We start from the raw sequence: 17,869 nt of genomic DNA on the forward strand, positions 1-17,869 counted from the left end.
CCTGTGGGAGCGGGCAAGCCCGCGAAGAGGCCGGTACAGGCTGTAGCAATAAAGAAAGGGCGCCGAGGCGCCCTTGGTTGGTGCAGCAGGGTTCAGAGGAACACGAACTTGGCAATGAAGATCGCGCACAGCACCCACAGGCTGGCGGAGATTTCCTTGTACTTGCCGGTACCTGCCTTCAGCGCCACATAGCTGATGAAGCCCAGGGCAATACCGTCGGCGACCGAGAAAGTCAGCGGCATCATGATCACCGTGACGATCGCCGGAATGCTGTCGGTGGCCTCGTCCCAGTGGATATGCGCCATGCTGCCCATCATCAGCATCGCCACGTAGATCAGCGCACCGGCGGTGGCATAGGCCGGAATCATCCCGGCCAGCGGGGCGAAGAACATCGCCGCGATGAACAGCAGGCCGACCACCACGGCAGTCAGGCCGGTACGACCACCTGCGGCTACACCGGCAGCACTTTCCACATAACTGGTCACCGGCGGCACGCCGACCACGGCGCCGAACACACTTGAAGCACTGTCAGCCTTCAGCGCCTTCGACAGGTTCTCGATACGCCCGTCCGGTGCCACCAGGTTGGCCCGCTGTGCCACGCCCATCAGGGTGCCGGCGGTGTCGAACATGTGCACGAACAGGAACGCCAGCACCACGCTGATCATGCTGACGTTGAACACGCCAGCCACATCCATGGCCATCCAGGTCGGTGCCAGGCTTGGCGGCATCGACATCACCCCGCCGAATTTCACCAGGCCCAGGCCCCAGCCGGCCAGGGTGACACCGATGATGCTGATCAGGATCGCACCGAACACCCGCTTGTAGCTGAGGATGGCGATCAGCAGGAAGCACACCGCAGCCAGCAGCGGCCCCGGTTCATGCAGCGAGCCCAGCTTGATCAGCGTGGCCGGGCTGTCGACGATGATGCCTGCCGTCTTCAGGCCGATCAGCCCGAGAAACAATCCGACGCCGGCCCCCATGGCATGGCGCAGGCTGACCGGGATGCTGTTGAGCAACCATTCGCGCACTTTCGACAAGGTCAGGAACATGAACAGCACACCCGAGACGAAGACTGCGCCCAGTGCCGTTTCCCAGTTGTAGCCCATGGTGCCGACCACGGTGTAGGTGAAGAAGGCGTTAAGCCCCATGCCCGGCGCCAGGCCTACCGGCCAGTTGGCGTACAGGCCCATCAGCAGGCAGCCCAGCGCGGCGGCGATGCAGGTGGCGACGAAGGCGGCACCGTGGTCGATGCCGGCGTCGGCCATGATGTTGGGGTTGACGAAGATGATGTAGGCCATGGTGATGAAGGTGGTCACCCCGGCGATCATTTCGGTTCTGACGGTGCTGCCGTGTTGCTTGAGTTTGAAAATCCGCTCCAGCCAGCTCGTTTCGAGCGGTGGGGCAAGATCCAGCGTAGGGGCTTCGGATTTGCGGCTTTCCACAGCGAGTACTCCTCAAGTCTTTCTTGTTGTTATGGAGCCAGGGGCCTGAGCAATGCACTTGGCGGCTCCGCGAGGGAAGGCAGACGTCTGACCGGTTTGTTGACTTGCGGGTCAAGAAGTTGCTCGGTGGATTATGCTTTTGTGTACAAAGAATGCAAATAATGTTTTATGTTTTGTGTGCGCAATGCGTCGTACAACGGCTATATAGGTAAAAGGCCACCTGCAGAAACGGCTCAGCCTGTGTACAATGGCGCCATACTTTCCTTCGTGCCTCGAGAGCCCATGAACGAACAGCTGCAACCTCTGAAGAAACCTGCGCGTACCGGCAAGGCTGGCCGCAGTGGTACCCAGGACGACATCGTCTACGCGCATATTTTCGAGGCGATCCTCGAGCAGCGTCTGGCACCGGGCACCAAGTTGAGCGAGGAAGCGCTGGGCGAGATCTTCGGCGTCAGCCGCACCATCATCCGCCGCGCCTTGTCGCGCCTGGCCCACGAAAGCGTGGTGCTGTTGCGGCCGAACCGCGGCGCGGTGGTGGCCAGCCCCACGGTGGAAGAGGCCCGCCAGGTGTTCTTCTCCCGGCGCATGGTCGAACGGGCCATCACCGAACTGGCCGTGCAGCACGCTACCCTCGAGCAGCTCAACGAGCTGCGGCAGATGGTGCGTGAGGAGCGCGACAGCTTCTCCCGTGGTGACCGCGGTGCCGGCATTCGTCTTTCCGGCGAATTTCACCTCAAGCTGGCCGAGGCCGCAGGTAATGCGCCGTTGGTCAGCTTCCAGCGCAGCCTGGTGTCGCAGACCTCGCTGATCATTGCCCAGTACGAAAGCGGCAACCGCTCGCATTGCTCGTATGACGAACACATGCAGCTGATCGATGCCATCGAGGCGCGCGATGCCGAGCAGGCGGTGAGCCTGATGATGCACCACATGGACCACATCGACAGCAAGCTGAACCTGGACGAGGAGAGTGCCTCGGACGATCTGCATGCGGTGTTCTCGCACTTGCTGAAAAAGCCCAAGGTATCGGTCAAGGGTTGATCGTTTGCCTGGTTGACTGAAGGGGGCTGCTTTGCAGCCCATCGCCGGCAAGCCAGCTCCCACACCTGTGGGAGCTGGCTTGCCGGCGATGGGGCGCGAAGCGGCCCCAGCCATTTCTGGTCATTGATCAAAGGTCTGCTAAATTCTTGTGAGCAAACCTTCATCAAGCAGTTGGGCTTGCGCATTCGTTGCGTTCAACTTCTTGAGGAATGGACTCATGAGCATGTCCCTCGGTAAACGCATGGGCGCCGAGCTTCTCGGCACCTTCTGGCTGGTGCTTGGCGGCTGTGGCAGTGCGGTACTCGCCGCCAGTTCCCCCATCGGCATCGGTGTACTCGGCGTCGCCTTCGCCTTCGGCCTCACCGTGCTGACCATGGCCTTCGCCATCGGCCATATCTCCGGCTGCCACCTCAACCCCGCCGTGTCGTTCGGGCTGGTGGTGGGCGGGCGCTTCCCGGCCAAAGAGCTGTTGCCCTACGTGATCGCCCAGGTGATCGGCGCCATCCTGGCGGCAGGTGTGATCTACCTCATTGCCAGCGGCAAGGCAGGTTTCGAGCTGTCTGCGGGATTGGCTTCGAACGGCTACGCCGACCACTCGCCCGGCGGCTACACGCTCGGGGCGGGCTTTGTCAGTGAAGTGGTGATGACGGCGATGTTCCTGGTGGTGATCATGGGCGCCACCGATGCCCGGGCGCCGGCGGGCTTTGCACCGATCGCCATCGGCCTGGCCCTGACCCTGATCCACCTGATCTCGATCCCGGTGACCAATACCTCGGTCAACCCCGCGCGTAGCACGGGGCCGGCCTTGTTCGTCGGTGGCTGGGCCCTGCAACAGCTGTGGCTGTTCTGGGTAGCGCCGCTGATTGGTGCTGCGATCGGCGGCGCACTGTACCGGGGCCTGGCAAAAGAACCTTAGCGCTGGTGCACGCAACGCCCTGCGGCGTAGGTTTCGCGCACGGTGCGGTCGTCGCCGAGGGTGGTGAGCACGAACAGGGTTTCCTCGATGCTGTTGGACTGCTGGATGCGGTAGTCCAGCAGTGGCGTGGCCTTGTAGTCCAGTACCACGAAGTCGGCATCGTTGCCCGGGCGCAGGCTGCCGATGCGGTCGTCCAGGCGCAGCGCGCGGGCGCCGCCGAGGGTGGCCAGGTACAGCGACTTGTACGGGTGCAGGCGCGCGCCCTGCAACTGCATCACCTTGTACGCCTCGTTCAGGGTGTTGAGCAGCGAGAAGCTGGTGCCGGCGCCAACGTCGGTGCCCAGGCCCACATTGACCTTGAAGCGCTCGGCCTGGGGCAGGTTGAACAGGCCGCTGCCGAGGAACAGGTTGGAGGTGGGGCAGAAGGCCACGGCCGAGCCGGTTTCGGCCAGGCGCTGGCATTCGTCATCGCACAGGTGCACGCCATGGGCGAATACCGAGCGTTCGCCCAGCAGCTCGAAGTGGTCGTATACGTCCAGGTAACCCTTCTGCTCGGGGAACAGCGACTTGACCCAATCGATTTCCTTGAGGTTTTCCGACAGGTGCGTGTGCATGTACACGCCCGGGTGCTCCTTGAGCAGTTGGCCTGCCAGCGTCAGCTGCTCAGGCGTACTGGTCGGGGCGAAGCGCGGGGTGACTGCATAGTGCAGGCGGCCCTTGCCGTGCCAGCGCTCGATCAGTGCCTTGCTTTCGGCATAGCCGGACTCGGCGGTGTCGGTCAGGTAATCCGGGGCGTTGCGGTCCATCATCACCTTGCCGGCGATCAGGCGCAGGTCCAGGCGCTCGGCTTCCTCGAACAGGGCATTGACCGATTCCGGGTGCACGCTGCCGAACACCAGGGCGGTGGTGGTGCCGTTGCGCAGCAGTTCCTTGAGGAAGATCTTCGCCACCTGGTCGGCGTGGCCCTTGTCGGCGAACTGCTTTTCGCAGGGGAAGGTATAGGTGTTCAGCCAGTCCAGCAGCTGTTCGCCGTAGGAACCGATCATGCCGGTCTGCGGGAAGTGGATGTGGGTGTCGATGAAACCCGGGGTGATCAGCGCGTCCTGGTAGTGCTCGACCGGGATATCGGCGTCCAGGGTCGGCAACAGTTCGGCGGCGTGGCCTACGGCGCGGATGCGGCCGTCGTCGACTACCAGCAGGCCGTCCTCGAAGTATTCATGGGAAGCCTCCAGGCCCACCTCGGCCGGGTCGGCGATGCTGTGCAGGATGGCGGCACGGTAGGCTTTGCGGGTAACGGTCATAACACACTCGTCAAATGGCTTGGCTGCGCCGGGAAGGCGGCAGCAACTGGGCAATGGGGCCGGCATTGGCGGCAGCGTCGTGCTGGCCGAAGCAGGCGTTGTAGGTGGCGATGATTTCACCGGCGATGGAAACGGCGATCTCGATGGGCAGCTTGCCCTTGACCTCGGCCAGGCCCATCGGGCAGCGCATGCGCGCCATTACGGCATCGTCGTAGCCGCGCTCGCGCAGGCGGTGCTCGAACTTGACCCGTTTGGTCTTCGAGCCGATCAGGCCGAACCAGGTGAAGTCGTTGCGCTTGAGAATGGCGGCGGTCAGTTCCAGGTCGAGCTGGTGGTTGTGGGTCATGACGATGCAGTAGCAGCCTGGCGGCAGGTCTGCCACTTCGTCGACCGGCTCCTCGCTGACCACCTTGGTCACCCCGTCGGGGATCAGGGCAGGGAACTCCTGCTCGCGCGAATCGATCCAGCGCACCCGGCAGGGCAGCGCGGCGAGCAAGGGTACCAGAGCCCGGCCGACATGGCCCGCGCCGAACACCGCAATCTGCGCCTGCACCGCGGCCATGGGTTCGAACAGCAGCACAGTGACGCCGCCGCAGCACTGGCCAAGGCTGGCACCGAGGCTGAAACGCTCCAGGTGCGGGGTAGTGCGGTGCTCTTCGAGCATCTGCCGGGCGATGTGCAGGGCCTTGTATTCCAGGTGGCCGCCGCCGATGGTGTCGAACAGGCCGCTGGCGCTGACGACCATTTTCGAGCCGGCATTGCGCGGGGTCGAGCCGCGTTCCTCGATGATGGTAACCAGCACGCAGGCTTCGCCACGGGACTGGTGGTCGGCGAGGGCGTTGATCCATTGGTGCATGATGCAGATCCTCATTTCAGGTGGCCTGTACTGGCCCTATCGCCGGCAAGCAGGGCTCCCACAGGTACAACACAGGGCTTGCCAGCGGTGCAGTACCTGTGGGAGCCGGCTTGCCGGCGATAGGGCCCGAACAGGCGCCCACCCAACCTCAGTGAGTGACGGTTTCCAGCTCCGGCTCGGCAGGTTGCGCTGCTGCCACTGCCTTGCGCATCTGCTCGCAACCCCACAACACCCGCTCCGGTGTCGCCGGCGCATCCACCTGTGGCTGCACGCGGTAGTCGGCGATGCTGGCCACGGCGTCCTTGATCGCGCACCAGGCAGCGATGCCGAGCATGAACGGCGGCTCGCCCACGGCCTTGGAGTGGAACACGGTGTCTTCCGGGTTCTTGCGGTTCTCCACCAGCTTTACCCGCAGATCCAGCGGCATGTCGGCCACTGCCGGGATCTTGTAGCTGGCCGGGCCGTTGGTCATCAGCTTGCCCTTGGCGTTCCACACCAGTTCTTCGGTGGTCAGCCAGCCCATGCCCTGGATGAAGCCGCCTTCCACCTGGCCGATGTCGATGGCCGGGTTCAGCGAATCACCCACATCGTGCAGGATGTCGGCGCGCAGCATCTTGTATTCGCCGGTCAGGGTGTCGACCACCACTTCCACGCAGGCGGCGCCGAAGGCGAAGTAGTAGAACGGCCGGCCACGTGCCTGGCTGCGGTCGTAGTAGATCTTCGGCGTACGGTAGAAGCCGGTGCTGGACAGCGACACCTGGGCGAAGTAGGCCTGCTGCACCAGCTGCTCGAAGCTGACGATCTGGTCGCGCACGCGCACATGGCCGTTGCGGAACTCGACGTCTTCCTCGGTCACCTGGTAGTGCCGCGCGGCGAACTCGGTCAGGCGCTTCTTGAGGATTTCGGCAGCGTTCTGCGCCGCCTTGCCGTTCAGGTCGGCACCACTGGAGGCCGCGGTCGGCGAGGTGTTGGGCACCTTGTCGGTGTTGGTGGCGGTGATCTGGATGCGGCTGAAATCGACCTGGAAGATCTGTGCCACCACCTGTGCCACCTTGGTGTTCAGGCCCTGGCCCATCTCGGTGCCACCGTGGTTCAGGTGGATGCTGCCGTCGGTGTAGATATGGATCAGCGCACCGGCCTGGTTGAGGAAGGTGGCGGTGAACGAGATACCGAACTTGACCGGGGTCAGCGCCAGGCCCTTCTTCAGGATCGGGCTGTTGGCGTTGAAGCGGCGGATCGACTCGCGGCGCTCGGCATAGTCACTGCTGGCTTCCAGTTCGGCGGTCATCTCTTCGAGCATGTTGTGCTCGACGGTCTGGTAGTAGTGGGTGACGTTGCGCTCGGTCTTGCCGTAGTAGTTGGCCTTGCGCACCGCCAGCGGGTCGCGGCCCAGGTGGCGTGCGATGTGGTCCATCACCTGCTCGATGGCGACCATCCCCTGCGGGCCGCCGAAGCCGCGGTAGGCGGTGTTGGAGGCGGTGTTGGTCTTGCAGCGGTGGCCGTGCACGGTGGCATCGCCCAGGTAGTAGGCGTTGTCGGAGTGGAACATGGCGCGGTCGACGATCGAACCGGACAGGTCAGGCGAGTAGCCGCAGTTGCCGGCCAGGTCGAAGTTGATGCCGTGCAGGCGCCCGTCGTCGTCGAAGCCCACGTCGTACTCGACGTAGAACGGGTGGCGCTTGCCGGTCATGGTCATGTCTTCGACCCGTGGCAGGCGCATCTTGGTCGGCTGGCCGGTCAGGCGCGCGACCACGGCGCACAGGCACGCCGGGCTGGCGGCCTGGGTTTCCTTGCCGCCAAAACCGCCACCCATGCGGCGCATGTCCAGCACCACCTTGTTCATTGGCACGTCGAGTACTTCGGCGACCAGCTTTTGCACTTCGGTGGGGTTTTGCGTGGAGCAGTAGACAATCATGCCGCCGTCTTCGGTGGGCATCACCGAGGAAACCTGCGTTTCCAGGTAGAAGTGCTCCTGGCCACCGATGTGCAGGGTGCCCTGGATGCGGTGCGGGGCACTGGCCAGGGCAGCAGCGGAATCGCCACGCTGGTGGGTGTGGCTGTCGAGCACGAAGTGCTTCTTGCGCAATGCTTCGACTACATCCAGCACCGGCTCCAGGTCTTCATACTCGACGATGGCGGCCATGGCCGCACGGCGCGCGGTATCGAGGTCGCGGGCGGCCACGGCGAGTACCGGCTGGCCGAAGAACTCGACCTTGTCGATGGCCAGCAGCGGGTCGCCGGCCACCACCGGGCCGATGTCCTTGAGGCCGGGGATGTCTTCGTGGGTGATGGCGATGCGCACGCCCTCGAAGGCATAGCACGGCGTGGTGTCGATGCGCAGGATGCGCGCGTGGGCGCGGTCGGCGGTGCGTGCATAGACGTGCAGCTGGTTGGGGAACTCCAGGCGGTCGTCGATGTACACCGCTTCGCCGGACACATGCTTGTCGGCGCTGTCGTGCTTGACGCTGCGGCCGACCCCGGTGGTCAGGTCCTGGCTGAACAGTTCGGCCATCTCGGCCTGGCTCTTGGCTACGTGATGGTTAGACATAAGCGGTCACCCGGGTTTCGATGTACGGCGTTTGCTGTTCGATGAAGTACTTGCGCAGCAGGTTCTGCGCGGTCAGCAGGCGGTATTCCTTGCTGGCGCGGAAGTCGCTGAGCGGGGTGAAGTCTTCCGCCAGGGCCTGGCAGGCACGCTCGATGGCGGCCTGGTTCCACGGCTTGCCGCGCAGCGCCGCTTCGCAGGCACGGGCCCGTTTGGGGATTGCCGCCATGCCGCCGAAGGCGATGCGCACACCACTGACCACACCGTCTTCGATGCTCAGGTTGAAGGCGCCGCACACGGCGGAAATGTCATCGTCCAGGCGTTTGGACACTTTATAGGCGCGGAACGCCCAATCGCTGGTGGCGCGCGGCACGATGATCTTCTCGATGAACTCGCTGTCCTGGCGGGCAGTGATGCGGTAGTCGATGAAGTAGTCTTCCAGTGGCATCACCCGCTGGCGCTCGCCCTGGCGCAGGACGATCTGCGCATCCAGGGCAATCAGCAGGGGTGGCGAGTCGCCGATTGGCGAAGCGTTGCCGATATTGCCGCCCAGGGTGCCCTGGTTGCGGATCTGCAGCGAGGCGAAGCGGTGCAGCAGGGCGCCGAAGTCCGGGTATTCCTCGTTCAGTGCGCCGTAGCAGTCGGTGAGCGGGGTGGCGGCGCCGATTTCCAGGTGGCTGGCGGTTTTCTCGATGCGCTTGAGCTCGGCCACATGGCCGACGTAGATCATCACCGGCAAGGTCTTGTGGAACTGGGTGACTTCCAGGGCCAGGTCGGTACCGCCGGCCAGCAGCCGCGCTTCGGGGTGCGAGCTGTACAGGTCGGCCAGGTCGGCCACGGTCAGTGGCACCAGGCAGCGCTTGTCACCGCTGTTCAACTCGCCGGTCTGGGTTGGCGCAATGGCCTTGAGGCGGCTGATGGTCTGTGCCTGCTGGGCATCGAACTGGTCGCGGCAGGGTTGGCGGCAGCTCTGCTCGGCGGCGTCGAGGATCGGCCGGTAGCCGGTGCAGCGGCACAGGTTGCCGGCCAGGGCTTCCTGGGCCTGGTGCAGGTCGGGGCCGCTGCTGTTCTTCTGCAGGGCGAACAGCGACATCACGAAACCGGGGGTGCAGAAGCCGCACTGCGAGCCATGGCAATCGGCCATGGCCTGTTGCACGCTGTGCAGCTGGCCCTGGTGCTTGAGGCCTTCGACGCTGATCAGTTGCTTGCCGTGCAGCGACGAAACGAAGGTCAGGCACGAGTTGAGGCTGCGGTAGCGCAGGCTGTCGTTGCCCTGGTCGTCCTGGGTCAGTTCGCCGACCACCACGGTGCAGGCGCCGCAGTCACCACTGGCGCAGCCCTCCTTGGTGCCAGGTTTGCCCAGGTGCTCGCGCAGGTACTGCAGCACCGTCATGTTCGGGTCCAGGGCATGCTCACTACGCAGCTCCTGGTTGACGAGAAACTGGATCACGGGGATGGCCTCGCAATGGTTTTATTGTTGTTGGGCGGACTCTAAGCAAGAGCTGTCCAGCTGGTCAATATTTTTCTGACTCAAAGGTCAAGAAATTGCTCATGTCCAAGCCCGGCCGCACACATTGCCCATATCCCAAGCATAGATCGCGCCGGGCACCGGGTTGCCTTGCAGGTCAAATAAACCGCCAGGCCCCTCTGCGCGATTACCGGCCAAGTACGCTACAATCCGCTCCTTGTGCCCAGTTCAATGATTTTGAAGGAAAACCATGACGTTCAAGGCCCCGGACAGCCTCTCCGAGCAGATTGCCGATTACCTGGCCGAACGCATCATCCGCGGCGAGCTGGCGCCAGGCGAGCGTATCCAGGAGCAGAAGGTCACCCAGGCTCTCAACGTCAGCCGCGGCTCGGTGCGCGAGGCGCTGCTGATCCTCGAACGCCGCCACCTGGTGGCGATCCTGCCGCGCCGGGGTGCCCATGTGACCGAGCTCGACGAGCGCAGTGTGCGCAGCCTGTGCGCACTGATGGGTGAGTTCTACATCCTGCTGGGTAACGCGGTTGCGCAAAAATGGCGCACCGATGCCGACCTGCGCCCGTTCCTGGAGATCCAGCAGCGCCTGCAGCGGGCCCATGACCAGCTGGACATCAAGGCCTTCGTCGCCGACAGCTTCGCGGTCATGCGGGCGGCCTATCCGTTCGCCGACAACCCGTTCCTGCAGGAAACCGTGGAAAACCTGCAGCCGGCGATGAGCCGTGCCTACTACCTGTCGCTGGACCAGCGCCAGGCCAACATGATCGATTACCTGGACCTGTTCGCCCGCCTGCTCGACGCCGTGATCGCCCGTGACCTGCCGCGCATTCGCGAGGTGCTCACCGCCTATGGCCAGCGCAGCTGCGAACTGGTGCTGGCGGCGTTGGCCCGAGGCTGACCGATGCGCCTGAAGTGCATTCGCCTGGCCGGGTTCAAGTCGTTCGTCGACCCGACCACGGTCAACTTCCCCAGCAACATGGCGGCCGTGGTCGGCCCCAACGGCTGTGGCAAGTCCAACATCATCGATGCCGTGCGCTGGGTGATGGGCGAGAGTTCGGCAAAGAACCTGCGCGGCGAGTCGATGACCGATGTCATCTTCAACGGCTCCAGTGGCCGCAAGCCGGTCAGCCAGGCCAGCATCGAGCTGGTGTTCGACAACAGCGAAACCACCCTGGTCGGCGAATATGCCGCCTACGCCGAGATCTCGATCCGCCGAAAGGTCACCCGCGACGGGCAGAACAGCTACTACCTCAACGGCACCAAGTGCCGCCGGCGCGATATCACCGACATCTTCCTCGGTACCGGGCTGGGGCCGCGCAGCTACTCGATCATCGAACAGGGCATGATCTCCAAGCTGATCGAGGCCAAGCCCGAGGAGCTGCGCAACTTCATCGAGGAAGCCGCCGGCATTTCCAAGTACAAGGAACGCCGCCGTGAAACCGAGAGCCGCATCCGCCGCACCCAGGAAAACCTGGCGCGCCTGACCGACCTGCGCGAAGAGCTGGAGCGCCAGCTGGAGCGCCTGCACCGTCAGGCCCAGGCGGCCGAGAAGTACCGCGAATACAAGGCCCAGGAGCGCCAGCTGAAGGCGCGCCTGTCGGCCTTGCGCTGGCGTGACCTGGACGAACGGGTGCGCCAGCGCGAGGCGGTGATCGGCGACCAGGATGTGTCCCATGAGGCGTTGGTGGCCGAGCAGCGCAATGCCGATGCCAGCATCGAGCGCCTGCGCGATGGCCATCACGAATTGTCCGAACGCTTCAACCAGGTGCAGGGCCGTTTCTACTCGGTGGCCGGTGACATCGCCCGGGTCGAGCAGAGCATCCAGCACGGCCAGCAGCGCCTGCGCCAGTTGCAGGATGACTTCAAGGAAGCCGAGCGCACGCGCCTGGAAACCGAGTCGCACCTGGGCCACGACCGTACCCTGCTGGCTACCTTGGGCGAAGAGCTGGCCATGCTCGAACCCGAGCAGGAAATGACCCTGGCCGCTGCCGAAGAAGCCACTGCCGCCCTTGAAGAGGCCGAGCTGGGCATGCACGGCTGGCAGGAACAGTGGGACAGCTTCAACAGTCGTTCCGCCGAGCCGCGCCGCCAGGCCGAAGTGCAGCAGGCGCGCCTGCAACAGCTGGAGGCCAGCCTGGAACGCCAGGCCGAGCGCCAGCGCAAGCTGGGCGAGGAGCGTGAGCTGCTGGGCAGCGACCCGCAGGATGCGGCCATGCTCGAACTGGCCGAGCAGCTGGCCAGCAGCGAAATGCTGCTGGAAGAGTTGCAATTGTCGGAAGAGCAGGTGGTCGAGCGCCTGGAAGGCGCGCGTGAGCAACTGCAGCAGGCCACCCAGGCCCAACAGCAGGCGCAGGGCGACTTGCAACGCCTGGGCGGCCGCCTGGCCTCGCTCGAAGCCCTGCAGCAGGCTGCCCTGGAGCCGGGTGCAGGTGCTGCGCACTGGCTGCAGGGCCAAGGCCTGGAGCAACAGCCGCGGCTGGCTGAAGGGTTGCGGGTTGAGCCGGGCTGGGAGCTTGCGGTAGAAACCGTGCTCGGCGCCGACCTGCAGGCTGTGCTGGTGGACGACTTCAGTAACCTCGATTTTTCCGGCCTGGAGCAGGGCGAGTTGCGCTTGCTGCTGGCGAGCGGTACCGGTTCGTCGCTGCCCGGCAGCCTGCTGGAAAAGGTCGAAGGCCGTGTCGACCTGGCGCCCTGGCTGGGCCAGGTCAAACCCGTGGAAGACCTTGCCCAGGCGCTGGCGCAGCGCGCGTCGCTCGGCGAAGGCCAGAGCCTGGTCAGCCGCGATGGTTACTGGGTTGGCCAACACTTCCTGCGGGTGCGCCGTGGCGGCGAAGCTGAAGGCGGCGTGCTGGCACGCGGCCAGGAGATCGAGCGCCTGGGTCAGGAACAACTGGAGCAGGAAGCGGCGCTGGAGCAGTTGGAGCAGCAACTGCAGGCCCTGCGCGAGCAGCAGCTGGACCTTGAAGAACAGCGTGAACAACTGCGCCGTCGCACCCAGGAAGAAAACCGCCTGCATGGCGAGCTGAAGGCCAACCTGTCGGCTGGCCGCGCACGTGCCGAGCAGGTCGAGCTGCGCCGCCGGCGCCTGCAGGAAGAGCTGACCGAACTGGAAGAACAGCGCGCCCTGGAGCATGAGCAGCTGGGCGAAGCCCGCCTGCTGCTGCAGGAGGCCCTGGAGCTGATGGCACAGAACACCGAGCAGCGCGAGCAGTTGATGGCCCGCCGCGACACCCTGCGCGAAAGCCTCGATCGCGTGCGCCAGGAGGCCCGCCAGCACAAGGATCACGCCCACCAACTGGCTGTACGCCTGGGCTCGCTGCGCGCGCAGCATGATTCCACCCGCCAGGCCCTGGAGCGTCTTGAGCAGCAGGCCGCGCGCCTGACCGAGCGCCAGGAGCAACTGAGCCTGAACCTGGAGGAGGGCGAGGCCCCGCAGGAAGAACTGCGCCTGAAGCTGGAAGAGCTGCTGGAGCGGCGCATGAGCGTCGACGAGGAAATGCGCCAGGCTCGCCTGCACATGGACGAAGCCGACCGCGAACTGCGCGACGCCGAAAAGCGCCGTACCCAGGCCGAGCAGCAGGCCCAGTTGCTGCGTGGCCAGCTGGAACAGCTGCGCCTGGAGTGCCAGGGCCTGGATGTGCGGCGCAAGACCTTGCAGGAGCAGTTGCTGGCCGATGGCTACGACCTGCAAGGTGTGCTCGCCACCCTGGAGGCCGAGGCCAGCGAGCAGGGCACCGAACAGGAGTTGGAGCAGCTCGATGCGCGTATCCAGCGCCTGGGGGCGATCAACCTGGCGGCCATCGAAGAGTACGAGCAGCAGTCCGAGCGCAAGCGCTACCTGGACGCCCAGGACGCCGACCTGGTCGAAGCCCTGGAGACCCTGGAAAACGTCATTCGCAAGATCGACAAGGAAACCCGCAACCGCTTCAAGGATACCTTTGATCAGATAAATGCCGGATTACAGGCACTTTTCCCAAAAGTTTTCGGTGGTGGCAGCGCTTATCTGGAACTGACGGGCGAAGATCTACTCGATACAGGGGTAACGATCATGGCGCGGCCACCGGGCAAGAAGAACAGCACCATCCATCTGCTGTCCGGCGGCGAGAAGGCACTGACCGCATTGGCGCTGGTGTTTGCCATCTTCAAGTTGAACCCCGCACCGTTCTGCATGCTCGACGAAGTCGACGCGCCGCTGGACGATGCCAACGTCGGGCGTTACGCCCGTCTGGTCAAGGAAATGAGTGAAAGCGTGCAGTTCATCTACATCACCCATAACAAGATTGCCATGGAGATGGCGGATCAATTGATGGGGGTGACCATGCATGAACCGGGCTGTTCACGTCTGGTTGCCGTCGATGTGGAGGAGGCCATGGCCATGGTCGATGCCTGATGCTCGACGATAAGGGCATATTCCGTAGCGAAATGCCCCCGCCATGTGCGACAGACGGTGTAAAGTTGTCTTTGGTCGTGCTAGCTTAATGTCACTCGTTTTTTGCGTGGGTAAAACGCCTGTCAGAACATAGAGTTGGCGCCACGTGTTAAAGGGCTTTGAACCCTTTGTTTTCAAGCATATTTTTATAGAGGCACGGGATTACATGGAAATCGGTCTGCGCGAGTGGCTGATCGTCATCGGCATCATTGTCATTGCCGGGATTCTTTTCGACGGCTGGCGCCGCATGCGCGGCGGGAAAGGCAAGTTGAAATTCCGTCTGGATCGCAGTTATTCCAACCTGCCGGACGAAGAGGGCAATGCCGAAGTGCTTGGCCCTTCGCGGGTGCTGGATACCCACAAGGAGCCTGAGCTGGACGAAAGCGACCTGCCGTCGCTCAGTGCTTCTGCGCGTGATCGCGAGCGCGAGCCCAAGCCGGCCAAGGCTGCCAAGCGCGGCAAGCGCGCCACCGCTGCTGCGGATGCACAGCAGGGTGACCTGAACCTCAGCGCCGAGCCACGCGAGCCCGACCTGTTTGCCGACAGCGATGACGACTTTGCCGCGGAAAACACCCGCAGCAACGGTGCGGCGCCTGCCAGCAACAGCGTCAAGGAGCTGCCGCCGGCCGAGGAAGTGCTGGTGATCAGCGTCATCTCCCGCGACGAGGGTGGCTTCAAGGGCCCGGCGCTGCTGCAGAACATTCTGGAAAGCGGCCTGCGCTTCGGCGAAATGGACATCTTCCACCGTCACGAGAGCATGGCCGGTCACGGCGAGGTGCTGTTCTCCATGGCCAACGCCGTCAAGCCCGGCGTGTTCGACCTGGACGACATCGATCACTTCAGCACCCGCGCGGTGAGCTTCTTCCTCGGCCTGCCGGGCCCACGTCATCCGAAGCAGGCCTTCGACGTGATGGTGGCTGCGGCGCGCAAGCTGGCGCACGAACTGAACGGTGAGCTCAAGGACGACCAGCGCAGCGTGCTGACCGCCCAGACCATCGAGCACTACCGCCAGCGCATCGTCGAGTTCGAGCGCCGTGCGCTGACCCAGAAGCGCTGACAGATCCAGACGAAAGAGCAGCCTGAGGGCGTGCTGGTCGGTTCAGGTATTGCAATTGCCTGTGCTGGCCTCTTCGCGGGCTTGCCCGCTCCCACAGGTACATCACTGCCCTTGAGGCTCGTGGTGTCCTTGTGGGAGCGGGCAAGCCCGCGAAGAGGGCGGAACAGGCAATAAATACCTCAAGCCCCCGGCACCCACCCCCAGGCTGCTCTTTTGCTTTGCAAGAGAAGACAAATCCCATGACCGCCGAAACCCGTATCCACGAACTGCGTGCCGAGCTCGACCAGCACAACTACCGCTACTACGTGCTCGATGAGCCAAGCGTGCCCGATGCCGAATACGACCGCCTGTTCAACGAGCTCAAGGCGCTTGAAGCCGAACACCCGCACCTAGTAACCCCCGACTCGCCCACCCAGCGCGTGGGTGGCGAAGCCCTGGCCGCGTTCAGCCAGGTACGCCACGAAGTGCCCATGCTCAGCCTGGGCAACGCCTTCGAAGAAGCCGACCTGCGTGAGTTCGGCCGCCGCGTGGTAGACGGCCTCGACCAGCCCGGTGCGGTCGACTACAGCTGCGAGCCCAAGCTCGACGGCCTGGCCGTGAGCTTGTTGTACCGCGACGGCCAGTTGGTACAGGGCGCCACCCGTGGCGACGGCACCACTGGCGAAGACATCAGTGCCAACGTGCGTACCGTGCGCAACATCCCGCTCAAGCTGCAAGGCGAGGGGTGGCCGGCGGTACTGGAGGTGCGCGGCGAGGTGTATATGAGCAAGGCCGGTTTCGACCGGCTCAACGCCGCCCAGGCCGAAGCCGGTGGCAAGACCTTCGCCAACCCGCGCAACGCCGCCGCCGGCAGCCTGCGTCAGCTGGACTCGAAAATCACCGCCAGCCGCCCGCTGGAATTCTGCTGCTATGGCGTCGGCCAGGTGTCCGCGAGCATCGGCGACAGCCACATCGGCATCCTCGAGCAGCTCAAGGCCTGGGGCCTGCCGATCAGCCGCGAACTCAAGCATGCCGCTGGCATTGAAGAATGCCTGGCCTACTACCGCGACATCGGCGAGCGACGCAACAGCCTGCCCTACGAAATCGACGGCGTGGTGTTCAAGGTCAACAGCCTGGCCGCCCAGCGCGAACTGGGCTTCCGTGCCCGTGAGCCCCGCTGGGCGATTGCCCACAAGTTCCCGGCCATGGAAGAGCTGACCGAGGTGCTGGATGTCGAGTTCCAGGTCGGCCGCACCGGCGCGGTAACGCCCGTGGCACGCCTGAAACCGGTCAAGGTCGCCGGTGTGACCGTGTCCAACGCCACCCTGCACAACATGGACGAAATCGCCCGCCTGGGCCTGCGCATTGGCGACACGGTGATCATCCGCCGCGCCGGTGACGTGATTCCGCAGGTGATGCAGGTAGTGCTGGAGCGCCGCCCGGAAGATGCGCGCCCGGTGCAGGTGCCTAGCGAATGCCCGGTATGCGGCTCGCAGGTCGAGCGTACCCAGCTGGTCAAGCGTAGCAAGGGCAAGGAAACCACCAGCGAGGGTGCGGTGTACCGCTGCGTCGGTCGCCTGGCCTGTGGCGCCCAGCTCAAGCAGGCGATCATCCACTACGTGTCACGCCGCGCCATGGACATCGACGGCCTGGGCGAGAAGAGCGTCGAGCAGCTGGTGGACGAAGGCCTGATCGGCTCGCCGGCCGACCTGTACAAGCTGGAATTCGACCAGATCGTCGGCCTGGAAGGTTTTGCCGAAGTGTCCAGCAAGAAGCTGCTGGATGCCATCGAAGCCAGCAAGCGCCCGGGCCTGGCGCGCTTCATCTACGCCCTGGGCATCCCGGACGTAGGCGAGGAGACCGCCAAGGTGCTGGCCCGGTCGCTGGGCAGCCTGGCGCGCGTGCAGCAAGCGCTGCCGCAAGTGCTCACCTACCTGCCGGACATCGGCCTGGAGGTGGCGTACGAGATCCACAACTTCTTCGAGGACGAGCACAACCGCAAGGTCATCAAGCAGTTGCTCGACAGCGGCATGCAACTGCAGGACGAAGGCGAGCTGGCTGCCGAATTCGCCGCCAGCACCACCCTGGCCGGCATGATCGCCAAACTCGACATCGCCTCGGTTGGCCCGACCGGTGCCGAGAAGCTGGTGGCCAGGCTCGACAGCCTGGACAAGATCATCGCCGCCGACGGCATCGACCTGCGCCAGGCCCTGGCGGCCAAACAGGCCGAAGCCGTGCGCGAGTTCTTCAAGGATGAAGCCAACCAGAAACTGGCTCGGGACATCGAGGCACAGTTGCTGGCGTTCGGCATGCACTGGAGCAGCGAGAAGAAAGTCGCCGAAGGCCTGCCGCTGGCCGGCCAGACCTGGGTGCTGACCGGCACCCTGGAGCGCATGAGCCGTGATGTCGCCAAGGAAAAGCTGGAAAGCCTGGGGGCCAAGGTGGCGGGTTCGGTTTCCGGCAAGACCCACTGCGTGGTGGCAGGGCCGGGGGCGGGGTCCAAGCTGGCCAAGGCCAGTGAGTTGGGGGTGAAGGTACTTGATGAAGATGCCTTCGTCACCTTCCTGGCCGAGCAGGGCATCGCTGTCTAACGCCCTGCGCAATCCCCTGTGGCTTGCGCGGTCCTTGTGGGAGCGGGCATGCCCGCGAACACGGGCGAAGCCCGTGCCATCCACCGCGGCGCCTGCTTCGCGGCGGTTCGACGCCTCGACACGCCCGCTCCCACAGGTCCTGCGCTGGTCTTGCTGTCAGCGCTACCCCTGTAGGAGCGGGTTCACCCGCGAATTGGCAGCTCCAGTCCACCCCGGCCCGGACAAGTCATTGAGA

11 protein-coding genes are annotated in these 17,869 nt (G+C 64.4%); 6 read left to right on the forward strand and 5 right to left on the reverse strand.

The features are described from left to right. Positions 1–92: 92 nt before the first annotated feature. A complete protein-coding gene (locus tag CAG22_RS07455; RefSeq protein WP_013973528.1) occupies positions 93–1,442 on the reverse strand; it encodes an NCS2 family permease in 1,350 nt (449 codons plus the stop codon). A 282-nt stretch (positions 1,443–1,724) separates the two neighbouring features. Here CAG22_RS07455 and CAG22_RS07460 point away from each other — a divergent pair, with 282 nt between their 5' ends. Together CAG22_RS07460 and aqpZ are read left to right on the forward strand one after the other, a co-directional pair. Beyond that, a complete protein-coding gene (locus CAG22_RS07460) occupies positions 1,725–2,480 on the forward strand; it encodes a GntR family transcriptional regulator (RefSeq protein WP_003259493.1) in 756 nt (251 codons plus the stop codon). A 217-nt stretch (positions 2,481–2,697) separates the two neighbouring features. Then, positions 2,698–3,396, forward strand: coding sequence for an aquaporin Z (gene aqpZ, locus CAG22_RS07465; RefSeq protein WP_025340028.1), 699 nt, complete (start codon positions 2,698–2,700; stop codon positions 3,394–3,396). On the opposite strand, the gene guaD is transcribed toward aqpZ, so the two are convergent. From guaD to xdhA, 4 genes are all read right to left on the reverse strand, one after another. Beyond that, a complete protein-coding gene (gene guaD, locus CAG22_RS07470) occupies positions 3,393–4,697 on the reverse strand; it encodes a guanine deaminase (protein ID WP_075045889.1) in 1,305 nt (434 codons plus the stop codon). The two genes, aqpZ and guaD, sit on opposite strands and share 4 nt — an antisense overlap. A 10-nt stretch (positions 4,698–4,707) precedes the next feature. Further along, complete coding sequence (xdhC, locus tag CAG22_RS07475) at positions 4,708–5,553, reverse strand: xanthine dehydrogenase accessory protein XdhC (RefSeq protein WP_025340026.1); 846 nt, start codon at positions 5,551–5,553, stop codon at positions 4,708–4,710. A gap of 148 nt (positions 5,554–5,701) precedes the next feature. Next, complete coding sequence (gene xdhB, locus CAG22_RS07480; protein WP_085705097.1) at positions 5,702–8,101, reverse strand: xanthine dehydrogenase molybdopterin binding subunit; 2,400 nt, start codon at positions 8,099–8,101, stop codon at positions 5,702–5,704. After that, the gene (gene xdhA, locus CAG22_RS07485; protein WP_025340024.1) at positions 8,094–9,548 is read right to left on the reverse strand and encodes a xanthine dehydrogenase small subunit; all 1,455 of its coding nucleotides are present in this window, start codon (positions 9,546–9,548) and stop codon (positions 8,094–8,096) included. The genes xdhB and xdhA overlap by 8 nt, the downstream gene beginning before the upstream one ends. Positions 9,549–9,816: 268 nt before the next feature. Between xdhA and CAG22_RS07490 the strand changes: the two genes are divergently transcribed. From CAG22_RS07490 to ligA, 4 genes are all read left to right on the forward strand, one after another. Continuing rightward, entirely contained in the window at positions 9,817–10,476 is a 660-nt protein-coding gene (locus CAG22_RS07490) for a GntR family transcriptional regulator (protein ID WP_015271155.1), read from the forward strand. Between the two features lie 3 nt (positions 10,477–10,479). Further along, positions 10,480–13,968, forward strand: coding sequence for a chromosome segregation protein SMC (smc, locus tag CAG22_RS07495; protein ID WP_085705099.1), 3,489 nt, complete (start codon positions 10,480–10,482; stop codon positions 13,966–13,968). A gap of 205 nt (positions 13,969–14,173) precedes the next feature. Further along, positions 14,174–15,064 (forward strand): cell division protein ZipA, encoded by an 891-nt coding sequence (gene zipA / locus CAG22_RS07500; protein WP_025340022.1) that lies wholly within the window; start codon positions 14,174–14,176, stop codon positions 15,062–15,064. 239 nt (positions 15,065–15,303) lie between these two features. Beyond that, positions 15,304–17,634 (forward strand): NAD-dependent DNA ligase LigA, encoded by a 2,331-nt coding sequence (ligA, locus tag CAG22_RS07505; RefSeq protein WP_085705101.1) that lies wholly within the window; start codon positions 15,304–15,306, stop codon positions 17,632–17,634. Positions 17,635–17,869 lie beyond the last annotated feature (235 nt).

Origin of the sequence: Pseudomonas sp. B8(2017), assembly GCF_002113575.1 — a bacterium.
In the GTDB taxonomy this organism is placed as follows: Bacteria; Pseudomonadota; Gammaproteobacteria; order Pseudomonadales; family Pseudomonadaceae; genus Aquipseudomonas; species Aquipseudomonas putida_Z.